Source organism: Rhodococcus sp. T7 (genome assembly GCF_009872365.1).
Lineage (GTDB): Bacteria > Actinomycetota > Actinomycetes > Mycobacteriales > Mycobacteriaceae > Rhodococcus_F.
The window spans coordinates 1-20905 of the sequence record NZ_WXYH01000363.1; the positions used below are offsets into that span (position 1 = coordinate 1).

The window sequence follows — 20905 nt, forward strand, 5'->3', positions numbered from 1 at the left end:
AGCCCTCCAGCGCCGATGGTACTGCACCCGACAGGGTGTGGGAGAGTAGGACACCGCCGAACATCCGTTACCGAAAGGGGACCCAATATACTGGGTCCCCTTTCGTGGTTTGTGTGAAAGGAATGACTGTGTCGGAGAGTGACGACGGACGTCGGTCCTTCCGCGGAGGCGGTGCCTCGAGTAATGACCGAGGCGGTGCCTCCGGTGCTAACCGTGGCGGTGCCTCCGGTGCTAACCGTGGCGGTGCCTCCGGTGGTAATCGTGGCGGCGCCGGCGGTTCCGGTCGTGGTGGCTCGTCCGGCGGTCCCCGTCGCGATTCGCGCGACAACCGTGGCGGCGCAGGGGGCGATCGTCGTGGTGGCGGACCCCGTCGTGGCGGTGAGGGCGGCTTCGCGCCTCGCGGACGTGAAGGTGACCGTCCGCAGCGGCAGCAGGCCCGTCCGGACGAACCGGATCTGCCCGAGAACGTCGAGGCAGGCGAACTCGATCCGGCCGTCCGCCGAGACCTGCTGAGCTTGGACAAGACGAACGCGAACACGGTTGCGCGTCACCTGGTGATGGCCGGCAAGCTCGTCGACGACGATCCGCGCCTCGCACTCGCACATGCCCGGGCCGCGCGTCAGCGTGCGGGTCGCATCGCCATCGTCCGTGAGGCTGCGGGTATCACCGCATACCACGCCGGCGAATGGGCGGAAGCCTTGTCGGAGTTGCGCGCTGCTCGTCGCATGGCAGGCGGTCCCGGACTGCTCGCGGTGATGGCGGACTGCGAACGTGGACTCGGTCGCCCGGAACGTGCGATCGAACTCGGCCGAAGCGAGGAAGCCGCTGCACTCTCGGGTGACGAAGCTGCCGAGCTGCGCATGGTGGTCGCCGGTGCGCGCATGGATCTCGGACAGTTCGATCAGGCCGTCGTCACGCTGCAGACTCCCGATCTCGACGCCGCGCGGACCGGTCCCAGTGCCGCTCGCCTGTTCTATGCGTACGCGGATGCCCTGGTTGCGGCCGGTCGTATCGAGGATGGACTCAAGTGGTTCCTCAACTCCGCCGCCGCGGATCTCGAGGGCGACACCGACGCGGAGGAGCGTGTGGCCGAGCTGACCGGAGACGATCAGTGACGACGCTGCGCGACAATTACGACGCACTGCTGCTCGACCTCGACGGCACCCTGTACCAGGGGCCGCAGGAAATCCCCGGTGCGCGTGAGGCTTTGGCGGCCGGGACGCAGTCCTGCTACTACGTGACCAACAACGCCAGTCGCAGTCCCGGCGACGTCGCGGAACACCTGACCGAACTCGGTTTCGACGCCGGCGAGTCGACGGTGGTGACGAGTTCGCAGTCCGCGGCCAGGCTGCTCGCGGAAAACGTCGCACCCGGCTCACCGGTGCTCGTCGTGGGCACCGAAGCGCTCGCCGACGAGGTGCGCAACGTCGGACTGCGTCCGGTGCGTTCGTTCGAGGACGCACCCGCCGCTGTCGTCCAGGGACATTCGCCGACCACGGACTGGGCGATCCTCGCCGAGGCGACCCTCGCGATCCGTGCGGGTGCCGTCTGGGTGGCGGCGAACCTCGACTCGACCCTCCCCACCGAGCGGGGTCTCGTGCTCGGCAACGGTTCGATGGTCGCAGCCCTGCGCGCGGCGACGTCCCGCGAACCACTCGTGGCGGGTAAGCCGGCCGCGCCGCTGATGGAAGATGCGATGCGCCGCAGCGGTTGTGTGCGGCCCCTCGTCGTCGGCGACAGGCTGGACACCGACATCGAAGGCGCCAACAACGTCGGTCTCGACTCGCTGCTGGTGCTCACCGGAGTGAGTACTGCGATCGACGTGCTGCGTGCCGTCCCGGAGCAGCGCCCCACGTACCTGGCATCCGAACTGGACGCGCTAAACCGGCCCGCCGACGAGTCGCTCGTCGGGGAGGACAGCCGGTGGTCGGTCGAGTTCGACGGCACCGATCTGGTGATCGAACCAGCCGCGGATTCCGGTGAACCGGTGGATTCGGCCGCGTTGCTGCGGGCCGTGGCCGTCGGTGCATGGAAATTCCCCGACTTCGCGCGGATCACGTCGACGACGCCCGCGGTGAGCGCAGTCGTCTCCGGCTGGGGTGCCTGAACCCCACCGGACCCGCGTTGTTCGTCACGCGATTCGCTGTATGCGTATCGGAACGCGATGGACTAGCGTTGTGCCCGATGAGCACGCCAATACCGCGCCCGGGAGCCCATCTACCTGGGCCTCCTCAGAGTGTCGACCCCGAGAAGATCCACACGGAGGTCGACGGATTGTTGTCGCGGCTCGGAGCCGTCGAACCTGATCCCGACGACGAGCACGGCGTCGGGGTCATCCCACGCAAAGCCCATCTTCTCGAGAAGGCGCACGACGTGCTGGTGGAGGCCCTGGCCACCGTGGACAAGATCTGACGTGGCCCGTCGAGCACGGGTGGATGCCGAACTCGTTCGGCGGGGACTGGCCCGGTCCCGAGAACACGCGCAAGAACTCATCGCCTCCGGCCGAGTGCTGATCTCGGGTGCGGCAGCGACCAAACCGGCCACCGCCATCGAAGCGGGAACGCCGCTGCGGGTGGTCGAGGTCGACAACGAAGTGTCCTGGGCATCCCGCGGCGCGCACAAACTCCTCGGTGCGCTCGAGGCGTTCGGCCCCCGCGGACTCGAAGTCGACGGCAAGCGCTGTCTCGACGCCGGCGCATCGACCGGCGGCTTCACCGACGTGCTGCTGCACCACGGCGCGCGGGAGGTCGTGGCGGTGGACGTCGGGTACGGACAGTTGGTGTGGCGCCTGCAGTCCGACGACCGCGTGCACGTCGTGGACCGCACCAACGTGCGATCCATCGATGCCGAACAGATCGGCGGCCGGGTCGAACTGGTGGTCGCGGACCTGTCGTTCATCTCCCTGAAACTCGTGCTCCCGGCGTTCGTCGCCTGCGTGGCCGAGGGCGCAGACCTGATACCGATGGTGAAGCCGCAGTTCGAGGTCGGCAAGGATCACGTGGGCTCCGGTGGGGTTGTGCGTGACCCGGAGTTGCGTGTCGCCGCGGTACTGGACGTCGCGAAGACGGCGGCGTCGCTGGGACTGCGTACCGTCGGTGCAGTGGCCAGTCCACTGCCGGGACCGTCGGGGAACGTCGAATACTTCCTGTGGCTCCGCGCGGATGTCACACCCGGGACGGATGATGTACAGGTCGAGTCGGTAGAAGAGTTGATCCGCACCGCGGTGCAGGAGGGACCACAGTGAGCGGGGGAAGCAGCGGCGCCCAGCAACGCGAGCGGGAGATCCTGCTCGTGGCGCACCCGGGTCGCGCCGAGATCACGGAGACCGCGCGGCGCGTCGGCAAGATCTTCGAGCGGGCCGGGATCGGACTGCGCGTGCTCGTCGACGAGGTCGACAGCACCCGCATCGAACCGATGGACGGCATGGCGGCCGACGAATTCCTGGTTCCAGGGCTGGAAGTCACCATCGTGCAGGCCGGCCCCGACGCCGCCCTCGGGTGCGAAATGGTGCTCGTCCTCGGCGGCGACGGCACGTTCCTCCGGGCAGCGGAACTCGCCCAGGCCGCGTCCATTCCGGTCCTGGGCATCAATCTGGGCCGGATCGGGTTCCTCGCGGAAACGGAGGCCGAGCACCTCGACGAGGCATTAGGCCAGGTGGTGCGCCGGGAATACCGCATCGAACACCGCATGACGCTGGACGTGCTGGTCCGGGTGGACGACGAGATCATCGAACGAGGCTGGGCGCTCAACGAGGCCAGCATCGAGAACCGGTCCCGGCTCGGTGTGCTCGAGGTGGTGCTCGAGGTGGACGGGCGGCCGGTGTCGGCATTCGGCTGCGACGGCGTCCTCATCTCCACACCCACCGGGTCGACGGCATACGCGTTCTCGGCGGGCGGCCCCGTGGTGTGGCCGGAACTCGAGGCGCTGCTGGTGGTCCCGAGCAACGCGCATGCCTTGTTCGCGCGCCCCCTCGTGACGAGCCCGGAATCGTTGATCGCGGTGGAGACGGTGGCAGGCAGCCACGACGGCCTGGTGTTCTGCGACGGTCGCCGGACCCTCGAATTGCCCGCGGGCGCCCGCGTCGAAGTGGTGCGTGGCAAGGAACCCGTTCGTTGGGTACGACTGGATTCGGCGCCGTTCGCGGACCGGATGGTGCGAAAGTTCGAGCTGCCCGTCACAGGGTGGCGAGGAAGGAAGCCCTAGACGTGCTGGCAGAGATCAGGATCGACAACCTCGGCGTGATCTCCGAGGCGTCGGCGCAATTCCACGAAGGTTTGACCGTGCTCACCGGTGAGACCGGCGCGGGCAAGACGATGGTGGTGACGAGCCTGCACCTGCTCAGCGGTGCGCGGGCCGACGCGGGCCGGGTTCGGCTCGGTGCGCCGCGCGCCGTCGTCGAGGGCCGGTTCATGACGGACGAGGGCTCGGAGCACGTCGAACGTGCGGTGTCGCGGCTGCTGGAATCGACGGGTGCCGAGCGGGACGAGGACGGCACCATCATCGCGGTCCGCACCGTCGGCAGCGACGGCCGGTCCCGGGCCCACCTGGGTGGGCGCAGCGTTCCGGCGGGCCTGCTGTCCGAGTTCACCGATCCACTGCTCACCGTGCACGGGCAGAACGATCAGCTGCGGCTGCTCCGCCCGGACCAGCAGTGCGCCGCGCTCGACCGATTCGCCGACAAGGCGGTCGGGCCGCTGATCGCGCGGTACCGCAAGCACCGCGACGAGTGGATGACCGCGCGATCCGAACTGATCGAACGGACCGGTCGTACCCGGGAACTCGCGCAGGAAGCCGACCAACTGACGTTCGCCCTCAACGAGATCGACGGCGTCGCCCCGACCCCGGGCGAAGACGAGTCGATCGTGTCGGAGGTGCGCAGGCTCAGCGAACTCGACTCGCTGCGGTCGGCGGCGGAGGAAGCACACGCCGCTCTAGCCGGTGGCGACGACATGGACGGTGACGGTGTGGCCGCGCCCGCGCTGGATCTGCTGTCCGAGGCGCGGGCCCGAATCGAATCGGCCACCGACCCCGAACTCGACGGACTCGGACCCCGCCTCGCCGACGCGATCGCGGTGGTCACCGACGTCTCCGCCGATCTCACCACGTATCTCGCCGGGCTACCGGCGGACCCTGGGGCGCTGGACTCCCTGCTGTCCCGGCAGGCAGAACTGAAGAACCTCATCCGTAAGTACGCCGCCGACGTCGACGGCGTACTGGAATGGGCCGACAACGCCCGTGCGCGGCTCGCGAAGATCGACGTCTCCTCGGATGCGCTGGCCGCCCTGACGAAGCAGGTGGAGGAGTCGGCGGCGTCGACGGCGGAGGCGGCGTCGAAACTGACCGCGGCCCGCGTCAAGGCCGCGACCAAGCTCGCCAAGGCCGTCAGCTCCGAACTCGCCGGTCTGGCAATGGGCCGCGCGGCACTCGAGGTGACGGTCCGGCCCCGGATCGCCGGACCCCAGGACACGGCCCCGCTCACTGTCGACGGCACCGAACTGCACGCGGGATCGTCCGGCGTCGACGAAGTGGAGTTCCGGCTGTCGGCGCACAGCGGCGCGCAGTCGCTGCCGATCAGCAAGAGCGCGTCCGGCGGTGAACTCTCGCGCGTGATGCTCGCCCTCGAGGTGGTGCTCGCCGGGTCCGACTCGGGCGCGACGATGGTGTTCGACGAGGTCGACGCCGGCGTCGGAGGGCGCGCCGCGGTCGAGATCGGCCGGCGACTGGCCCGGCTGGCCCGCACGCACCAGGTCATCGTCGTCACGCACCTGCCGCAGGTTGCGGCGTTCGCGGACACCCACCTGGTGGTCGACAAGGTCGACGACGAGGACGGCGTCGTCAGCAGTGGCGTGCATACACTCACCGACGACGAACGGGTCGTGGAACTGGCCCGGATGCTCGCCGGCCTCGACGACACGGAGACCGGTCGCGCCCACGCGGAGGAGCTGCTGGCGACTGCCAACGCCGAGCGGTCCGCCTGACCCGGCCCGGTGAGCCGTCGGCCGCCGTGGTAATGGTGTGACTGATGTGGTAAACGGTTCGGCGCGCCTCCACAGGTCGGTCCTGCTTCCGGTCCATCATCGAATCCATGAAGATGCCGGCACTGCTGTCACGTAACACCGAAACTTTGCCTGGGGTCAGCGGCATCGCCAGGGTGGATCGCAACACGGCCAAGTTGCTGCGCCGCGTCGGACCCGGCGACATCGTCGTTCTCGACGAGCTCGACCTCGATCGCGGAACCGCGGACGCCCTGGTGAAGGCCGGCGTCCTCGCTGTGATCAACGCGTCGCCCTCGATTTCGGGTCGGTATCCCAACCTCGGCCCGGAGGTGATCGTCGCCAACGGGATCCTCCTGGTGGATTCGGCGGGCGCCGAGGTCTTCAAGAGCATCAAGGACGGCAGCAAGGTCCGGGTGAACGGGGGAGGTGTCTACTCCGGGGAACGGCGCATCGCCAACGGCGACGAACAGACCGAGGCGGAGATCTCAGACCGGATGATCGAGGCGAAGACCGGACTGGTCGACCACCTCGAGGCATTCTCCGGCAACACCATCGAGTTCATCCGCACCGAGAGTCCGCTGCTGATCGACGGGGTCGGAGTCCCCGACGTCGACGTCGACATGAAGGACCGGCACGTCGTCATCGTGTCCGACGGCCCGGACCACGCGTCCGACCTGAAGAACCTCAAGCCGTTCATCAAGGAGTACTCACCGATCCTCATCGGAGTCGGGGCAGGCGCCGACGTCCTGAAGTCGGCGGGCTATCGCCCGGACCTCATCGTCGGCGACCCAGAGGACATCACGAGCGCGACGTTGAAGTCGGGCGCCGAGGTGGTCCTGCCCGCCGACCAGGACGGCCACGCACCCGGTCTGTCGCGTATCCAGGACCTCGGCATCGGAGCGATGACGTTCCCCGCGTCCGGGTCCCCGTCCGACCTGGCCCTGCTGCTGGCCGACCACCACGGCGCGTCGCTGATCGTCACGGTCGGGAGCACCGTCTCCCTCGACGAGTTCTTCGACCGCGGCCGCCGCGACAGCAACCCGTCGGCGTTCATGACCCGCCTGAAGGTCGGGCCGAAACTGGTGGACGCGAAGGCCGTGGCGACCCTGTACCGGAGCCGGGTGTCGGGCGGCGCGATCGCGCTGCTCGTCCTCGCCGCTCTCGTGGCCGTGATCGTGGCGTTGGTCGTGTCCAACGTGGGTGGTGAGGCACTCGACTGGGCCGTCGCGACATGGAACAGCTTCGCGTTGTGGGTCCAGGGGTTCTTCAAGTGATTTCTCTGCGTCAACATGCCATTTCCATAGCGGCGATCTTTCTGGCTCTGGCAATCGGCGTGGTGATGGGCTCCGGCCTGTTGTCGAGCGGTCTCGTGTCGGGACTGCGCGACGACAAGGCCGACCTGCAGACCGACATGGAGAACGCGACCGAACGCAACAACCAACTGACCGAGCAGTTGAACTCGGCGGACGGCTTCGATTCCGCGGTGGGCGGCCGCGTGGTCGCAGGCTCGCTCGCGCAGCGCACGGTGATGGTCGTGACGACCCCCGATGCCGACCCCGCCGACCTCGACGGAGTCAACCGGATGATCGCGCAGGCCGGCGGTTCGGTGACCGGGCGGGTGTCGTTGACCGACTCGTTCGTCGACGCCACGGGCGGTGACCGGTTGCGGACGGTCGTCAACAACGTGATCCCCGCGGGCGTCACGTTGAAGACCGGGGCCGTCGACCAGGGCAGCCTCGCGGGCGACCTGCTGGGCTCGGTTCTCATGCTCGGCAAGGAGACGGGTCAGCCGCAGAGTTCCGCCCAGGAGATGGCGCTCGCCCTCGAGACCCTGCGCGGCGCCGGATTCGTCAGCTACGACGACGGCGCGGTCCAGCCTGCGCAGGTCGCGGTGGTGCTGACCGGTGACAGGGACGTCGAGGACGGCGTCAGCGGCAACCGCGGTGCCGTCGTGGCGCGGTTCGCGGGCGCGCTGGACTCGCGCGGTGCCGGTGCGGTGCTCGCCGGACGTCCGGCCTCCGCCCAGGGCAACGGCGCGGTCGCCGTGGCCCGGGCCGACGCCGCTCTCTCGGCGGCGCTCACGACGATCGACAACATCGACCGGGAAGCAGGCAAGATCACCGTTCCGCTCGCCCTGCAGGAGCAACTGAACGGCGGCGCAGGCCGGTACGGCACGGGACCCGGCACCACCGGAGTCACCGTGGGGGCCACCCCGGCGTAGCGCGCGTCACATCGGGGCGGGCAATCGCGGCGCGTTGTTTCCGGGACGTCCGCCGAGGTGTTACCGTGAAGTCCCGTGGGTCGGCAGGCCCCAGCATTGCTCGAACAGACCAAGCCCTGCACAGTCGTCACGGGAGCCCCTTTGCCACAGTCACGCACTCATTCGCGTACCGCCACCAAGCACATCTTCGTGAGCGGCGGCGTCGCCTCCTCACTCGGCAAGGGCCTCACAGCCTCGAGCCTCGGGCAATTGCTGACCGCGCGGGGAATGCGCGTGACCATGCAGAAACTGGATCCGTATCTCAACGTCGATCCGGGCACGATGAACCCCTTCCAGCACGGTGAGGTCTTCGTCACCGAGGACGGTGCGGAGACCGACCTCGACGTCGGCCACTACGAGCGCTTCCTCGACCGCGACCTGTCCGGTCAGGCGAATGTGACCACCGGCCAGGTGTATTCGACGGTCATCGCCAAGGAGCGGCGCGGCGAATACCTCGGCGACACCGTCCAGGTCATTCCGCACATCACGGACGAGATCAAGAGCCGCATCCTGGCGATGAGCGGGCCGGATCTGCAGGGGCACCGCCCGGACGTCGTCATCACGGAGATCGGCGGCACCGTCGGCGACATCGAATCGCAGCCGTTCCTCGAGGCCGCCCGTCAGGTGCGCCACGACGTCGGCCGGGACAACGTCTTCTTCCTCCACGTCTCCCTGGTCCCGTACCTGGCGCCGTCGGGTGAGCTCAAGACGAAGCCCACCCAGCACTCGGTTGCCGCACTGCGGAACATCGGTATTCAGCCCGACGCGCTGATCCTGCGCTGCGACCGCGAGGTTCCCCCGGCGCTGAAGAACAAGATCGCGCTCATGTGCGACGTCGACGTCGACGGCTGCATCTCGACCCCCGATGCGCCGTCGATCTACGACATCCCGAAGGTGCTGCACAGCGAGGGCCTCGACGCGTACGTCGTCCGTCAGCTGGGACTGCCGTTCCGCGACGTGGACTGGACCGTGTGGGGAAACCTGCTCGAGCGTGTCCACCAGCCACGCGAGACCGTGCGGATCGCCCTGGTCGGAAAATACGTCGACCTGCCCGACGCGTACCTCTCCGTCACCGAGGCGCTGCGTGCAGGCGGATTCGCAAATCGCTCCAAGGTGGAGATCTCGTGGGTGCCGTCCGACGCGTGTGAGACGGAAGCGGGCGCGCAGGCCGCGCTCGGCGACGTCGACGGCGTTCTGATTCCCGGTGGCTTCGGAATCCGCGGCATCGAGGGCAAGCTCGGTGCGATCCGGTATGCCCGCCACCGGAAGATCCCCCTGCTCGGACTGTGCCTGGGTCTGCAGTGCGTCGTGATCGAGGCCGCGCGCAGCGTGGGTCTGGACGATGCCAACTCCGCCGAGTTCGAACCCGAGACCACGCACCCCGTGATCTCCACCATGGCCGATCAGGAAGACGTCATCGCTGGTGAGGCCGACCTCGGCGGCACGATGCGCCTCGGCGCGTACCCGGCCGTCCTGGCGAAGGGATCCGTCGTCGCCCGGGCCTACGGCAGCGAAGAGGTGTCCGAACGTCACCGTCACCGCTACGAGGTCAACAACGCGTACCGCGACCGGATCGCCAAGAGTGGACTCCGGTTCAGCGGCACCTCTCCCGACGGTCACCTCGTCGAGTTCGTCGAGTACCCGGCCGACCAGCACCCGTTCTTCGTCGCCACGCAGGCCCATCCCGAGCTGAAGAGCCGTCCGACGCGTCCGCATCCGCTGTTCGCGGCGTTCGTCGACGCGGCGCTGCGGCACAAGCTCGAGGAGCGCCTCCCCGTCGACGTGCACGGTGAGGAGCGTGCGGCCGCCGACGACGAGATCGCCGATTCCGCCGACCGCGACGAGGTCGCGTCGGTCGACAGCGCAGGATAGGGCGACACGGACCATGCCCGACATCGGCCGGCACGAATTCGAGACTCTCGACTCACGCGCCGTCTACCGCGGCGCGATCCTCGCGCTGCGCGTGGATCACGTCGCGATGCCGGATGGCAGGACCGCCGAACGTGAGGTGGTCGAGCACCACGGCGCCGTCGCCGTCGTGGTGCTCGACGACGAGGACCGGATCGTGTTGATCCACCAGTACCGGCACCCGGTGGGGCGCCGGTTGTGGGAGATCCCGGCGGGCCTGCTGGACGAGCCGGGGGAGGACCCCGTCGACGCCGCGCGACGCGAACTGGCGGAGGAGACCGGCCTCGCGGCCCGGCGCTGGTCCGTCCTCGTGGATGTCGTTCTCTCACCGGGGTTCACGGACGAGTCGGTGCGGGTGTTCCTCGCCGAGGACCTGTACGAGGTGGACCGGCCCGACCCGGAGGATGAGGAAGCCGACCTCGAGATCGAGCGGATTCCGTTCGACGAGGTCGTGTCGATGGTGCTGAACGGGACCATCGTCAACGCCACGGCCGCGTCCGGAGTGATGGCCCTCGCCGCCGCCCGGTCCCGGCCGGGTGGTCTCGGCGAACTCCGCGACGTGAGCGCCCCCTGGGTCGATCGCCCCGAGCGGTTCAGCGAGCGGAAGCGCGCACGTGCCGCCGGGGACGAAGCCGCGCGGGCCTGACCGCACACACTCCGCCACTCGTCCGCGACCCACCTGCTCGACGGCGGCGCCGACGTCCGCGTCGTTCAGGAGTTGCTGGGACACGCGTCGGTGACGACCACTCGGATATATGCGCTGGTGACAGTGGGTGCGCTCCGCGAAGTGTGGGCGGGAGCGCACCCCGGGGCGCGGTAGCGGAAAGCGTGTCGAGGGGAAAATTCACGGTACGAGGCGGTAGCGTTCGTATAACGATGTGGGATCGGCAGCGATCATCGAGAGAACAGGGGATCATCGGACCGTGGTGACACCGCAGCCGCCAGCGGCGGAGTCAGAGCACTCGCAACCGGAGGGCGACATGTTCGACGTGCGGCAAACTGAAACCGCAGACTTGTTCGAGGACGCTGCCGTGGTCGTGGAGGAGGAACTCGGCCCCACGGGACGGCCGACGCGTGACGTGCCGGAACCCGCCCCGTTGCCCTCGCACGGACCGGCCAAGATCGTCGCGATGTGCAACCAGAAGGGCGGCGTCGGCAAGACGACGTCGACGATCAACCTGGGTGCGTCGCTGGCCGAATATGGCAGGCGGGTCCTGCTCGTCGACCTCGATCCCCAGGGCGCGTTGTCCGCGGGCCTCGGCGTCGCGCACAACGACCTCGAATTGACGGTCCACAATCTGCTCGTCGAACCGCGCGTCTCGATCGACGACGTCCTGATGCGGACACGCGTCGAGGGCCTCGACCTTCTGCCGAGCAACATCGACCTGTCGGCGGCGGAGATCCAGCTCGTCACCGAGGTGGGGCGGGAGCAGACGCTCGGACGTGTGCTGCATCCCGTGCTCGACCGCTACGACTACGTCCTCATCGACTGCCAGCCGTCCCTCGGCCTGCTCACGGTCAACGCTTTGGCCTGCGCGGACTCGGTGATAATCCCGATGGAGTGCGAGTACTTCAGCCTGCGTGGCCTCGCGCTGCTCAACGACACGGTCGAGAAGGTCCACGACAGGCTCAACCCGCGGCTCGAACTCGCCGGCATCGTCGTGACGATGTTCGACTCGCGGACCCTGCACGCGCGCGAGGTGATGGCCCGCGTGGTGGAGGTGTTCGGGGATCTGGTCTACGACACCGTGATCAACCGGACCGTGCGATTCCCCGAGACTTCCGTCGCCGGGGAACCGATCACCACGTGGGCGCCCAAATCGACCGGTGCCGAGGCGTACCGTGCGCTGGCACGCGAGGTCATCCACCGGTCCGGCCGGTAAGTGGTGGATACGCAAGACATTCCGGCACCACCGCAGACCGAGGGTTCGAACGGCGAGGACCCGCAGGCGCCCGCCGCCAAACCCGGCTTCCGGGTGACGCTGCGGAATTTCGAGGGTCCGTTCGATCTGCTGCTCACCCTGATCAACCAGCGGCAGCTGGACGTGACGGAAGTCGCGCTGCACCAGGTGACGGACGACTTCATCGCCTACATGCGCACCCTCGGTGCGGAGATGGGACTCGACCAGACCACCGAGTTCCTGGTGGTCGCCGCGACGCTGCTCGATCTGAAGGCGGCGCGTCTGCTCCCCGCCGGACAGGTGGAGGACGCCGAGGACCTCGCGCTCCTCGAAGCACGCGACCTGCTGTTCGCCCGGCTGCTGCAGTACCGCGCGTACAAGCAGGTGGCGCAACTGTTCGGCGAGCTCGAGGCGGCCGCGCTGCGCCGGTACCCGCGGTCGGCGGCACTGGAGGACCAGTTCACCCAGTTGCTGCCGGAAGTATTGCTCGGCGTCGACCCGCAGCGGTTCGCGGAGATCGCCGCGACCGTGTTCACACCCCGCCCGAAGCCCACCGTGGGACTCGACCACCTGCACGACATGCACGCGGTGTCGGTCCCCGAACAGGCGGCGCGCATGCTGGAACTGCTCCGCGAGCGAGGAGCCGGTGAGTGGGCGACCTTCGGCGACCTCGTCTCGGAGTGCGAGGTCACCGTCGAAATCGTGGCAAGGTTCCTCGCGCTGCTCGAGCTGTACCGCGAGCAGTCGGTGTTGTTCGAACAGCCCGAGCCGCTCGGGGAACTACTGGTGAGCTGGACCGGGGAAGGCACGCACGCCCCGGTGACCGAGGAGGATTACGGATGAGTTCGGCCCCGTTCGACGAGCCGGACGAGCCCGGCGCCGTCGACAGAGAACCCGAGCTGTCGGACGCAGAACCCGAGCTGTCGGACACCGAACTGGCAGCGATTCTCGAGTCGTTGCTGCTGATCGTCGACTCTCCGGCCGGAGCGGAGCAGCTCGCGTCCGCGACCGGTGCTTCTGTGAATCGCATCACGGAGTCCCTGAACCGTATGTCGGCCGAGCTCACGGCCCGGGAAAGCGGGATGGACCTCCGATATGCCGGTGACGGTTGGCGTCTCTACACCCGCACCGCGTACGCGCCCTACGTCGAACGGCTCCTGCTCGACGGAGCGCGCTCCAAACTGACGAGGGCGGCATTGGAAACTCTGGCCGTGGTGGCATACCGTCAACCGTTGACCCGCGCACGGATCAGTGCGGTGCGCGGCGTCAACGTGGATGGTGTGGTGCGCACACTTCTCGCTCGCGGGTTGATCGCCGAAGCCGGCGTCGACCCCGATACCAACGCCACGCAGTACTCGACGACGGAACTTTTCCTGGAACGGCTCGGCTTGGCGTCTCTGGCCGATCTTCCCGCCTTGGCTCCGTTGTTGCCGGATGTGGACCTGATAGATGACATCAGTGACAGTCTGGAATCTGACCCACGATTTGCGAGAATGAATAAAGCTACGGCTTCCACAGAAGAGTTGGACACCGGGCTGGACACCGAAGACTGACAGGGATAGTACAAAAGTGAAGAAACCCGCTCGCCGAGATGGCACACCGGATCGCAACAACAAGAAGCAGCGCCCCACCAGGTCGGAGACCGGAGGGCGCACCAGGTCGGAGGCCGGAGGGCGTCCGGACAGGGCCGAGGCCGGTCATCGATCAGGCCGGCCCGACGCCGTGAAGGGCAAACCCGGCAGGCCCGACCCTGCCGCGAAGAACAAGCGTGGCAAGCCGAAGTCGGCCAAGCCGCAGCGCGCGCAGGCGCAGGCCCCCAAGATCAGCAACGCCAAGCCGGCCCGGCACCAGTACGCCGACGCCGATCGGCCCGTCGGCCCGCCGCAGGGCGACGGCATGCGCCTGCAGAAGGTTCTCGCTCAGGCCGGCGTCGCGTCGCGTCGTGCGGCCGAGGAACTGATCTCGCAGGGTCGCGTCGAGGTCGACGGCCGCATCGTCATCGAACAGGGACTGCGCATCGACCCCGAGAACGCGGTCGTGCGCGTGGACGGTGTCCGCGTGGTCGTCCAGAAGGACCTGGTTCACCTCGCCCTCAACAAGCCCCGCGGCTGGCAGTCGACGATGTCGGACGACCTGGGTCGCCCGTGCGTCGGCGACATCGTCTCCGAGCGGGTCGCCGCTGGTCAGCGGTTGTTCCACGTCGGCCGGCTCGACGCCGACACCGAGGGGCTGCTGCTGCTCACCAACGACGGTGATCTCGCGCATCGGCTGATGCACCCGTCGTTCGAGGTGTCGAAGACGTACCTGGCGACCGTGTCGGGGGCCCTCGAGCGCGGCGTCGGTAAGAAGCTGAAGGAGGGTGTCGAGCTCGAGGACGGACCGGCGAAGGTCGACACGTTCACGCTCCTCGACATCAACGAGGGCAAGTCGCTCGTCCGGGTCACGCTGCACGAAGGTCGCAAGCACATCGTGCGCCGCCTGTTCGACGCTGTGGGACACCCCGTCATCCGGCTCGTCCGGACGGACATCGGCGCGGTCGCTCTCGGCGACCAGCGCCCCGGCACGCTGCGCGTCCTGGGTCGAGGCGAGGTCGGCGGTCTTTACGGGGCGGTGGGCCTGTGAGTACCTCTTCGCTGGTCGTCGCGATGGACGGCCCGTCCGGAACCGGGAAGTCGAGCGTCTCACGGATGCTGGCGCAGCGCCTCGACGCCCGCTACCTCGACACCGGCGCCATGTACCGCATCGCGACGCTGCATGTGCTGCGCAAGGGCGTGGACCTCACGGATCCCGCCGCGATCGCCGACGCGACCGCCGGTCTGCCGTGGTCGATCGGCACCGACCCGGCGGGCGAGCAGGTCCTGCTCGACGGCGAGGACGTGGGGGAGGAGATCCGCGGCGACGCGGTGACCAAGGCCGTCTCGGCCGTGTCCGCCGTTCCCGCGGTGCGTGAACTGCTCGTCGCCGCGCAGCGTCGGATCACGGGCGAGACCGAACGGATCGTCGTCGAGGGCCGGGACATCGGCACCGTCGTGCTCCCCGACGCCGACGTGAAGATCTACCTCACCGCCTCGGCGGAAGCCCGGGCCCAGCGCAGGAATGCGCAGAATCTCGCGGAGGGGCGAGGCGACGACTACGCGGCCGTACTGGCCGACGTGCAGCGTCGTGACCACCTCGACTCCACGCGCGCCGTGTCGCCGCTGCGGCCGGCCGACGATTCCGTGCTGGTCGACACCAGCGAACTCGGAATCGACGACGTGATCGGCAGGTTGCTGCTGGTGGTAAGCGACAGAAGTGGAGCAGGGCAGTGACCGAACAATTCACCACCGAGTTCGCCGGCGACGGCACCTGGAGTGAGGAATCTGACTGGGAGGTCCTCGACCTCGAAGACGGCGGCGACGGGGAGGCCCACATCCCGGTTCCGACCCTCGCCGTGGTCGGCCGCCCGAACGTCGGTAAATCGACGCTCGTCAACCGGATCATCGGCCGCCGCGAGGCCGTCGTCGAGGACATTCCCGGTGTGACCCGGGACCGAGTCTCGTACGAGGCGAACTGGAGTGGCCGCCGGTTCATGGTGCAGGACACCGGCGGCTGGGAACCCGACGCCAAGGGCCTGCAGCAGTCGGTGGCGCGGCAGGCGGAACTGGCGATGCAGACCGCGGATGCGATCCTGCTCGTCGTCGATGCCGTCGTCGGTGCCACCGCGACCGACGAGGCCGTGGCCAAGGTGCTGCGCAGGTCCAAGACCCCGGTTCTGCTGGTCGCCAACAAGGTGGACGACGGCCGCACCGAATCCGAGGTGGCCGCACTGTGGTCGCTGGGGCTCGGGCAGCCGCACTCGGTCAGTGCGACGCACGGCCGCGGCACGGGAGATCTCCTCGACGAGGTGCTCGCCGCCCTGCCGGAGACCCCGCGTGAGGGCATCCCCGGCGGCGGACCGCGGCGTGTGGCCCTGGTCGGGAAGCCGAACGTCGGGAAGTCGAGCCTGCTGAACAAGCTGTCGGGCGACGAGCGTTCGGTGGTCCACAACGTCGCGGGCACCACCGTCGACCCGGTCGACTCGATCGTGGAACTCGGCGGCAGGCCGTGGCGATTCGTCGACACCGCCGGTCTGCGCAAGCGGGTCAGCCACGCCAGCGGCGCCGAGTTCTACGCGTCGCTGCGGACGAAGAGCGCCATCGAGGCCGCCGAGGTCGCGATCCTGCTGATCGACGCGTCCGAGCCGATCTCCGAGCAGGACCTGCGTGTGCTGAGCATGGTCGCCGACGCGGGCCGCGCCCTCGTCATCGCGTTCAACAAGTGGGATCTCGTCGACGAGGACCGGCGCCTGCAGCTCGATCGGGAAGTCGATCGGGACCTGGTGCGTGTGCCGTGGGCGCAGCGCGTCAACATCTCGGCGCAGACGGGGCGTGCGGTGCAGAAGCTGGTGCCCGCCCTCGACACGGCGCTGGAATCGTGGGACAAGCGCATTCCGACCGGCAGGCTCAACACGTGGCTCAAGGAAGTCGTCGCCGCGACGCCGCCGCCGATGCGCGGTGGTCGGCTGCCTCGCGTGATGTTCGCCACGCAGGCCGGAACGCGTCCACCGACGTTCGTGCTGTTCACGACAGGGTTCCTCGAGGCAGGCTACCGCCGGTTCCTGGAGCGGCGTCTGCGTGAGGAGTTCAATTTCGACGGCAGTCCCGTCCGCATCTCGGTGCGGGTGCGGGAAAAGCGTGAGCGACGGAGTCGTTGATCCGACAGAATGCGCTCTGACCAGGCGATTAGCGTTACGGACTGCCGCTGATGTAATCTCATCGAGCACCTGAACGAGGGTGTGGACGGGCTGTGGCGCAGCTTGGTAGCGCACTTGACTGGGGGTCAAGTGGTCGCAGGTTCAAATCCTGTCAGCCCGACCAGATGATCAGCGAAGGCGGTTTCCCGGAAACGGGGAGCCGCCTTTTCTGTGTCTCGAGGCCGGTGCTCACGCCGTGACGATGACGGGATCGCCGACCTTGGCGTTGTCGTAGAACCACCGCGCGTTCTCGGTGCTGAGGTTGATGCAGCCGTGGCTGACGTTCTCGAATCCCTGCGAGGCCACCGACCACGGTGCGGCGTGCACGAAGATCCCGCCCCACGTGATGCGGGTGGCGTATTCGACGTAGAGGCGGTAGCCCTCCTCGTCGTCGATCGGGACACCGTACGTCGACGAGTCCATGATCATGTCGCGGAACTGCTCGATGACGGGGAACGTCCCGAGCGGTGTCTCGTAGCCGGGTTTGCCCATCGACGCAGGCATGGTCTGCACGATCTGGTCGTTGATGCTGACCGTGAACTGGTGTGTCGTCGTGTTCGCGACGGCGACGAGTGCGTCACCGACCTGGAATTGCGACCTCGCTCCCGCAGCCTCGACGGTCACCGCGGTGTGCGCCGGCCAGAAATGGTCGGGGCTCCATTGCAGGGTGCGGTCGTCGATCCAGGAGAACCGCCCGGGCACCGGTGTCGACGGGGTGATCCGGACACCACGCTCGGCGAGCGCGCGATCGGGCACCGGAGCCGTGAACCGGACGACGACGGGATGGGCGATTCCGACGACCTGACCGCTCGCGGGGGAGAGGGCCGGTGCGAGGATCTTTCCGGTGACGGCTGGGGGCGTCGCCGACGCGGCGGCGCTCACCCCGCACACGGCGAGTGCCGCGAGTACCGAGACGAGGAACAGACGTCCGACCTGCTGCGATTTCCACATGCCGTCCAGCCCTTCGGAGACTGTGAGCGTCATTTCAGTTAACCACGGCGATATCCGACAGCGGAACCAGGGAAACTGGATGCATTACGCGCATCAGAGGGCCACGGGCGACGCGCCGTCGTCACATCGGCCGCGTTTCGCCGGTCACATAGGTGACAGACGGCGACGGAGGGATGTGACCGATGAACGAGAACGACGTGCTGGCGCAGCAGTTCGAGACGCACCGCCGGCACCTGCGGTCGGTGGCCTACCGGATGCTCGGCTCGCTCACCGAGGCCGAGGACGCGGTGCAGGAATCCTGGCTGCGGCTCAGCCGAACGGACACCGATTCGGTGGAGAACCTGGGCGGGTGGCTGACGACGGTAGTGGCCCGTGTGTGCCTGAACATGCTGCAGTCCCGCAGGTCGCGGCGGGAAGAGCCACTGGACGTGCAGGTGCCCGACCCGATCGTGACGCTCTCGGACGGCAGCTACCCCGAACAGGAGGCGGTGCTCGCCGATTCGGTGGGTCTCGCGCTGCTCGTGGTCCTGGGCACGCTCACCCCATCGGAGCGGCTGGCGTTCGTGCTGCACGACATGTTCGCCGTGCCGTTCGAGGACATCGCCCCGATCGTCGAGCGATCCCCGGCGGCCGCCCGGCAACTGGCCAGCCGCGCGCGGCGCCGACTGCAGGGCGCGCCCGTTCCCGACACCGATCCCGTCCGGCAGCGCGCTGTGGTCGACGCGTTTCTGGCGGCGGCGAGGGGCGGCGACTTCGACGCACTCGTGGCGGTACTGGATCCGGATGTCGTGCTCCGGGCCGACACGGGCGCGTTGCCCGCGGGCGCCTCCACGATGGTGCGCGGTGCGGAGACCGTCGCGGGCCGGGTGCTCGGGTACGCGCGGCTGGCCCGGTTCGCGCAGCCCGCACTCGTCAACGGTGCCGCCGGCGTGGTCGCGATCTCCGAGGGACAACTGCTGTCCGTCATGGGTGTCACGATCCGGCAGGGGACGATCGTGGAGATCGACATCCTCGCCGACCGCGAGCGCCTCGCCGGGCTCCTCGTCGAGAATCTCGACTGACGAGCCCACCGGGGTCATTCCGCGCGGTGCCCGCCGTCTCCGTGGGCGTTGCCGGTGCGCAGGGCGATCAGCGCTGCGGCGGCAAGGAAGATGCTGCCGGTCAGCAGCGCTCGCTGGAAGCCGGAGGTGAGTGCCTCGGGCACAGCCGAATTCGCTGCGAGCAGGTGCTGGGTACGGGAGGTGGCGATCGCGGCGAAGATCGCCAGACCGAGCGCGCTGCCGACCTGCTGCGAGGCGTTCAGCAACGCCGCCGCGAGCCCCGCCTCCTCGGCAGGCACACCCGCGTTGGCTGCGGTGGTGACGCCGACGAAGACGGCACCGAGGCCCAGCGACACGATCATCAGCCCCGGGAACAGATCGGCGAGATAGGCGCCGTCGACCGGGATCCGGGCCAGGTAGAACAGGCCCGCCGCCGCCACCAGCGCGCCCGCGACGGTGACCGGGCGGGTTCCGATGCGCGTGAGCAACTGGGAGGAGATTCCGGCTGCGACCCCGACGCCCAGACAGAGCGGAAGGTACGCCGCCCCGGTCTGCATGGGGGAGTAGCCCAGAACGTTCTGCATGTAGAGGGTGAGGAAGAAGAACATCGCGAGCAGACCGGCGAACGCGATCAGCCCCGTGACATTTGCCGCGGCCAGGCCCTTGATGCGGAAGATCGACAGCGGCAGCAGTGGATCGGGGCTGCGCTGCTCGTTCACCAGGAACGCGGCGATCAGGACGAACGCAACGGCGAACGCGCCGATCGTGCGGGCCGACACCCACCCCTGGTCGGGCGCCTCGACCAGGGCGTAGACGAACATCAGCATCCCGCCGGTACCGAGCACGCCACCCACCAGGTCGAAGTCCGCGAACCTGGCGCGGCGGCGGTCGTCGGGAATCAGAGCGTAGACCGCGGGCAGCACGAGAACACACGCCACCGGGTTGACGAACAACACCCATCGCCAGCCCGGGCCCTCGGTGAGCACACCACCGAGAAACACCCCGACCGCGGACGCGAGACCGCCCACGCCGGCCCAGACACCGAGTGCGGTATGGCGTTCGGACCCCTCCTCGAATGTCGTCGTCAGGATCGACAGCGCTGCCGGAAGCATCAGCGCCGCACCGACACCCTGTGCGAGCCGGGCGCCGATCAGGATCTCCGTGGTGCCGGCGAAACCACCGACCAGCGAAGACAATCCGATGACGACGGTGCCGGTGACGAGGATGCGACGGCGGCCGAGGAGGTCGGCGAGGCGACCGCCGAGCAGCATGAACCCGCCGTAGGTGATGAGATAGCCGCTGGGAACCCACTGCAGTTCCTGCACCGAGAAGTCCAGGTCGCTGCGAATGTCGGGCAGCGCGATGTTGACGATGGACGCGTCGACGAAGTCGAGAAAAGCCACGGCGCACAACAACGTCAGGGTGAGTCTGCCTCGGGCGGTGGAGAGAAACTGCGGTGCCGCAGTCGCTTGTCGCGATCCGGACGTGCCGGTGATCGAGGTGTCCATGATGAAGCCTTCCTGTGTTCTTCGGTCGTCACTTCTATGACCGACGGCCCGGCGGCGATGTGACCGCGCACCGGCCGCGTCGCGAGTACTGTCGGAACCCGGCAGGTCACGGAAACGGGAGGCTGGCATGGCTGGACGGTTCGAAGGCACTGTGGTGATCGATCGCCCCATCGAGGAAGTGTTCGAGTACCTCGCCGCCGGGGTCAACGACCGGGAGTTCAGCCCTCGGGTCCAGGAGATCGTGAAGAAGACGGACGGTCCTCCCGGGGTCGGCACCGTCTTCGTCAGCACCGTCAAGGATGCGGGGATGACCACGAAGCGGGAGTTCGAGATCACCGAATTCGAGGCGCCGCGGAAGATTCGCTGGGCGGAGCGATCGACGAATTCCGTGACCGCGAAAGAGGGCGGTTACGACCTCGAACCGTCGGGCGCGGGTACGAAGGTGACGATCTTCAACGTGCTGGAGGGGCACGGGATCGGAAAACTGATCGCGCCCCTCGCACTTCGGGCGGCCCGCAAGGACGCGCCCGCTTTCGCGCAGCGAATCAAGGCCGCCGCGGAGAAGTGACC

General features: G+C 68.3%; 19 protein-coding genes, 1 tRNA gene and 2 pseudogenes. 20 read left to right on the plus strand and 2 right to left on the minus strand.

What is annotated here, in order from left to right:
- Positions 1-122 precede the first annotated feature (122 nt).
- The 18 genes and pseudogenes from MLGJGCBP_RS37625 to MLGJGCBP_RS37710 all read left to right on the plus strand — a co-directional run bounded on the left by MLGJGCBP_RS37625 (position 123) and on the right by MLGJGCBP_RS37710 (position 16960).
- Positions 123-1115, plus strand: coding sequence for a tetratricopeptide repeat protein (locus MLGJGCBP_RS37625; RefSeq protein ID WP_160102312.1), 993 nt, complete (start codon positions 123-125; stop codon positions 1113-1115).
- A complete protein-coding gene (locus MLGJGCBP_RS37630) occupies positions 1112-2107 on the plus strand; it encodes an HAD-IIA family hydrolase (RefSeq protein WP_160102313.1) in 996 nt (331 codons plus the stop codon). Before MLGJGCBP_RS37625 ends, MLGJGCBP_RS37630 begins: the two co-directional genes overlap by 4 nt.
- A gap of 77 nt (positions 2108-2184) precedes the next feature.
- A complete protein-coding gene (locus MLGJGCBP_RS37635; RefSeq protein WP_043943807.1) occupies positions 2185-2412 on the plus strand; it encodes a hypothetical protein in 228 nt (75 codons plus the stop codon).
- Between the two features lies 1 nt (position 2413).
- Positions 2414-3244 carry a TlyA family RNA methyltransferase gene (locus tag MLGJGCBP_RS37640; RefSeq protein ID WP_160102314.1) on the plus strand — a complete coding sequence of 277 codons (831 nt, stop codon included), beginning with the start codon at positions 2414-2416 and terminating at the stop codon, positions 3242-3244.
- Complete coding sequence (locus tag MLGJGCBP_RS37645) at positions 3241-4203, plus strand: NAD kinase (RefSeq protein ID WP_072941897.1); 963 nt, start codon at positions 3241-3243, stop codon at positions 4201-4203. The genes MLGJGCBP_RS37640 and MLGJGCBP_RS37645 overlap by 4 nt, the downstream gene beginning before the upstream one ends.
- 2 nt (positions 4204-4205) lie before the next feature.
- Complete coding sequence (gene recN, locus MLGJGCBP_RS37650; RefSeq protein ID WP_160102315.1) at positions 4206-5978, plus strand: DNA repair protein RecN; 1773 nt, start codon at positions 4206-4208, stop codon at positions 5976-5978.
- Between the two features lie 107 nt (positions 5979-6085).
- The gene (steA, locus tag MLGJGCBP_RS37655; protein WP_087562118.1) at positions 6086-7270 is read left to right on the plus strand and encodes a putative cytokinetic ring protein SteA; all 1185 of its coding nucleotides are present in this window, start codon (positions 6086-6088) and stop codon (positions 7268-7270) included.
- A complete protein-coding gene (locus MLGJGCBP_RS37660; protein WP_087562119.1) occupies positions 7267-8217 on the plus strand; it encodes a copper transporter in 951 nt (316 codons plus the stop codon). The genes steA and MLGJGCBP_RS37660 overlap by 4 nt, the downstream gene beginning before the upstream one ends.
- A gap of 141 nt (positions 8218-8358) precedes the next feature.
- Positions 8359-10128: a CTP synthase gene (locus MLGJGCBP_RS37665; RefSeq protein WP_087562120.1), complete on the plus strand. Its 1770-nt coding sequence runs from the start codon at positions 8359-8361 to the stop codon at positions 10126-10128.
- Between the two features lie 13 nt (positions 10129-10141).
- Complete coding sequence (locus MLGJGCBP_RS37670; protein WP_160102316.1) at positions 10142-10810, plus strand: NUDIX domain-containing protein; 669 nt, start codon at positions 10142-10144, stop codon at positions 10808-10810.
- Positions 10811-10984, plus strand: a pseudogene (locus tag MLGJGCBP_RS37675) (tyrosine-type recombinase/integrase); the annotation flags it as partial.
- A 58-nt stretch (positions 10985-11042) separates the two neighbouring features.
- On the plus strand, positions 11043-12047 hold the full coding sequence (locus MLGJGCBP_RS37680) for a ParA family protein (RefSeq protein ID WP_160102317.1): 1005 nt from the start codon (positions 11043-11045) through the stop codon (positions 12045-12047).
- Entirely contained in the window at positions 12048-12908 is an 861-nt protein-coding gene (locus MLGJGCBP_RS37685) for a segregation and condensation protein A (RefSeq protein ID WP_160102318.1), read from the plus strand.
- Positions 12905-13618 (plus strand): SMC-Scp complex subunit ScpB, encoded by a 714-nt coding sequence (gene scpB / locus MLGJGCBP_RS37690; protein ID WP_160102319.1) that lies wholly within the window; start codon positions 12905-12907, stop codon positions 13616-13618. Before MLGJGCBP_RS37685 ends, scpB begins: the two co-directional genes overlap by 4 nt.
- A gap of 16 nt (positions 13619-13634) precedes the next feature.
- Positions 13635-14687: a pseudouridine synthase gene (locus tag MLGJGCBP_RS37695; protein WP_160102320.1), complete on the plus strand. Its 1053-nt coding sequence runs from the start codon at positions 13635-13637 to the stop codon at positions 14685-14687.
- Positions 14684-15373, plus strand: coding sequence for a (d)CMP kinase (cmk, locus tag MLGJGCBP_RS37700; protein WP_087562126.1), 690 nt, complete (start codon positions 14684-14686; stop codon positions 15371-15373). Before MLGJGCBP_RS37695 ends, cmk begins: the two co-directional genes overlap by 4 nt.
- Positions 15370-16797 carry a ribosome biogenesis GTPase Der gene (gene der / locus MLGJGCBP_RS37705; RefSeq protein ID WP_087562127.1) on the plus strand — a complete coding sequence of 476 codons (1428 nt, stop codon included), beginning with the start codon at positions 15370-15372 and terminating at the stop codon, positions 16795-16797. Before cmk ends, der begins: the two co-directional genes overlap by 4 nt.
- A gap of 86 nt (positions 16798-16883) precedes the next feature.
- Positions 16884-16960 (plus strand) — tRNA-Pro (locus MLGJGCBP_RS37710).
- Positions 16961-17025: 65 nt separating this feature from the next.
- Here MLGJGCBP_RS37710 and MLGJGCBP_RS37715 read toward each other — a convergent pair.
- A complete protein-coding gene (locus tag MLGJGCBP_RS37715; protein ID WP_160102348.1) occupies positions 17026-17787 on the minus strand; it encodes a L,D-transpeptidase in 762 nt (253 codons plus the stop codon).
- A 182-nt stretch (positions 17788-17969) separates the two neighbouring features.
- On the opposite strand from MLGJGCBP_RS37715, the gene MLGJGCBP_RS37720 reads away from it, so the two are divergent.
- The gene (locus MLGJGCBP_RS37720; protein WP_160102322.1) at positions 17970-18848 is read left to right on the plus strand and encodes a sigma-70 family RNA polymerase sigma factor; all 879 of its coding nucleotides are present in this window, start codon (positions 17970-17972) and stop codon (positions 18846-18848) included.
- A 164-nt stretch (positions 18849-19012) separates the two neighbouring features.
- On the opposite strand, the pseudogene MLGJGCBP_RS37725 reads toward MLGJGCBP_RS37720, so the two are convergent.
- Positions 19013-20506: pseudogene (locus tag MLGJGCBP_RS37725) on the minus strand (MFS transporter); the annotation flags it as partial.
- Between MLGJGCBP_RS37725 and MLGJGCBP_RS37730 the strand changes: the two are divergent.
- Positions 20463-20903, plus strand: a complete 441-nt coding sequence (locus MLGJGCBP_RS37730; RefSeq protein ID WP_087562130.1) for an SRPBCC family protein — start codon at positions 20463-20465, stop codon at positions 20901-20903. The pseudogene MLGJGCBP_RS37725 and the gene MLGJGCBP_RS37730 overlap by 44 nt on opposite strands.
- Positions 20904-20905 lie beyond the last annotated feature (2 nt).

Coding starts and splice junctions, on each gene's coding strand:
- MLGJGCBP_RS37625 (WP_160102312.1), top strand. CDS start 123: ATGACTGTGTCGGAGAGTGACGACGGACGTCGGTCCTTCCGCGGAGGC.
- MLGJGCBP_RS37635 (WP_043943807.1), top strand. CDS start 2,185: ATGAGCACGCCAATACCGCGCCCGGGAGCCCATCTACCTGGGCCTCCT.
- steA (WP_087562118.1), top strand. CDS start 6,086: ATGAAGATGCCGGCACTGCTGTCACGTAACACCGAAACTTTGCCTGGG.
- MLGJGCBP_RS37670 (WP_160102316.1), top strand. CDS start 10,142: ATGCCCGACATCGGCCGGCACGAATTCGAGACTCTCGACTCACGCGCC.
- scpB (WP_160102319.1), top strand. CDS start 12,905: ATGAGTTCGGCCCCGTTCGACGAGCCGGACGAGCCCGGCGCCGTCGAC.
- MLGJGCBP_RS37715 (WP_160102348.1), bottom strand. CDS start 17,787: ATGTGGAAATCGCAGCAGGTCGGACGTCTGTTCCTCGTCTCGGTACTC.
- MLGJGCBP_RS37720 (WP_160102322.1), top strand. CDS start 17,970: ATGAACGAGAACGACGTGCTGGCGCAGCAGTTCGAGACGCACCGCCGG.
- MLGJGCBP_RS37730 (WP_087562130.1), top strand. CDS start 20,463: ATGGCTGGACGGTTCGAAGGCACTGTGGTGATCGATCGCCCCATCGAG.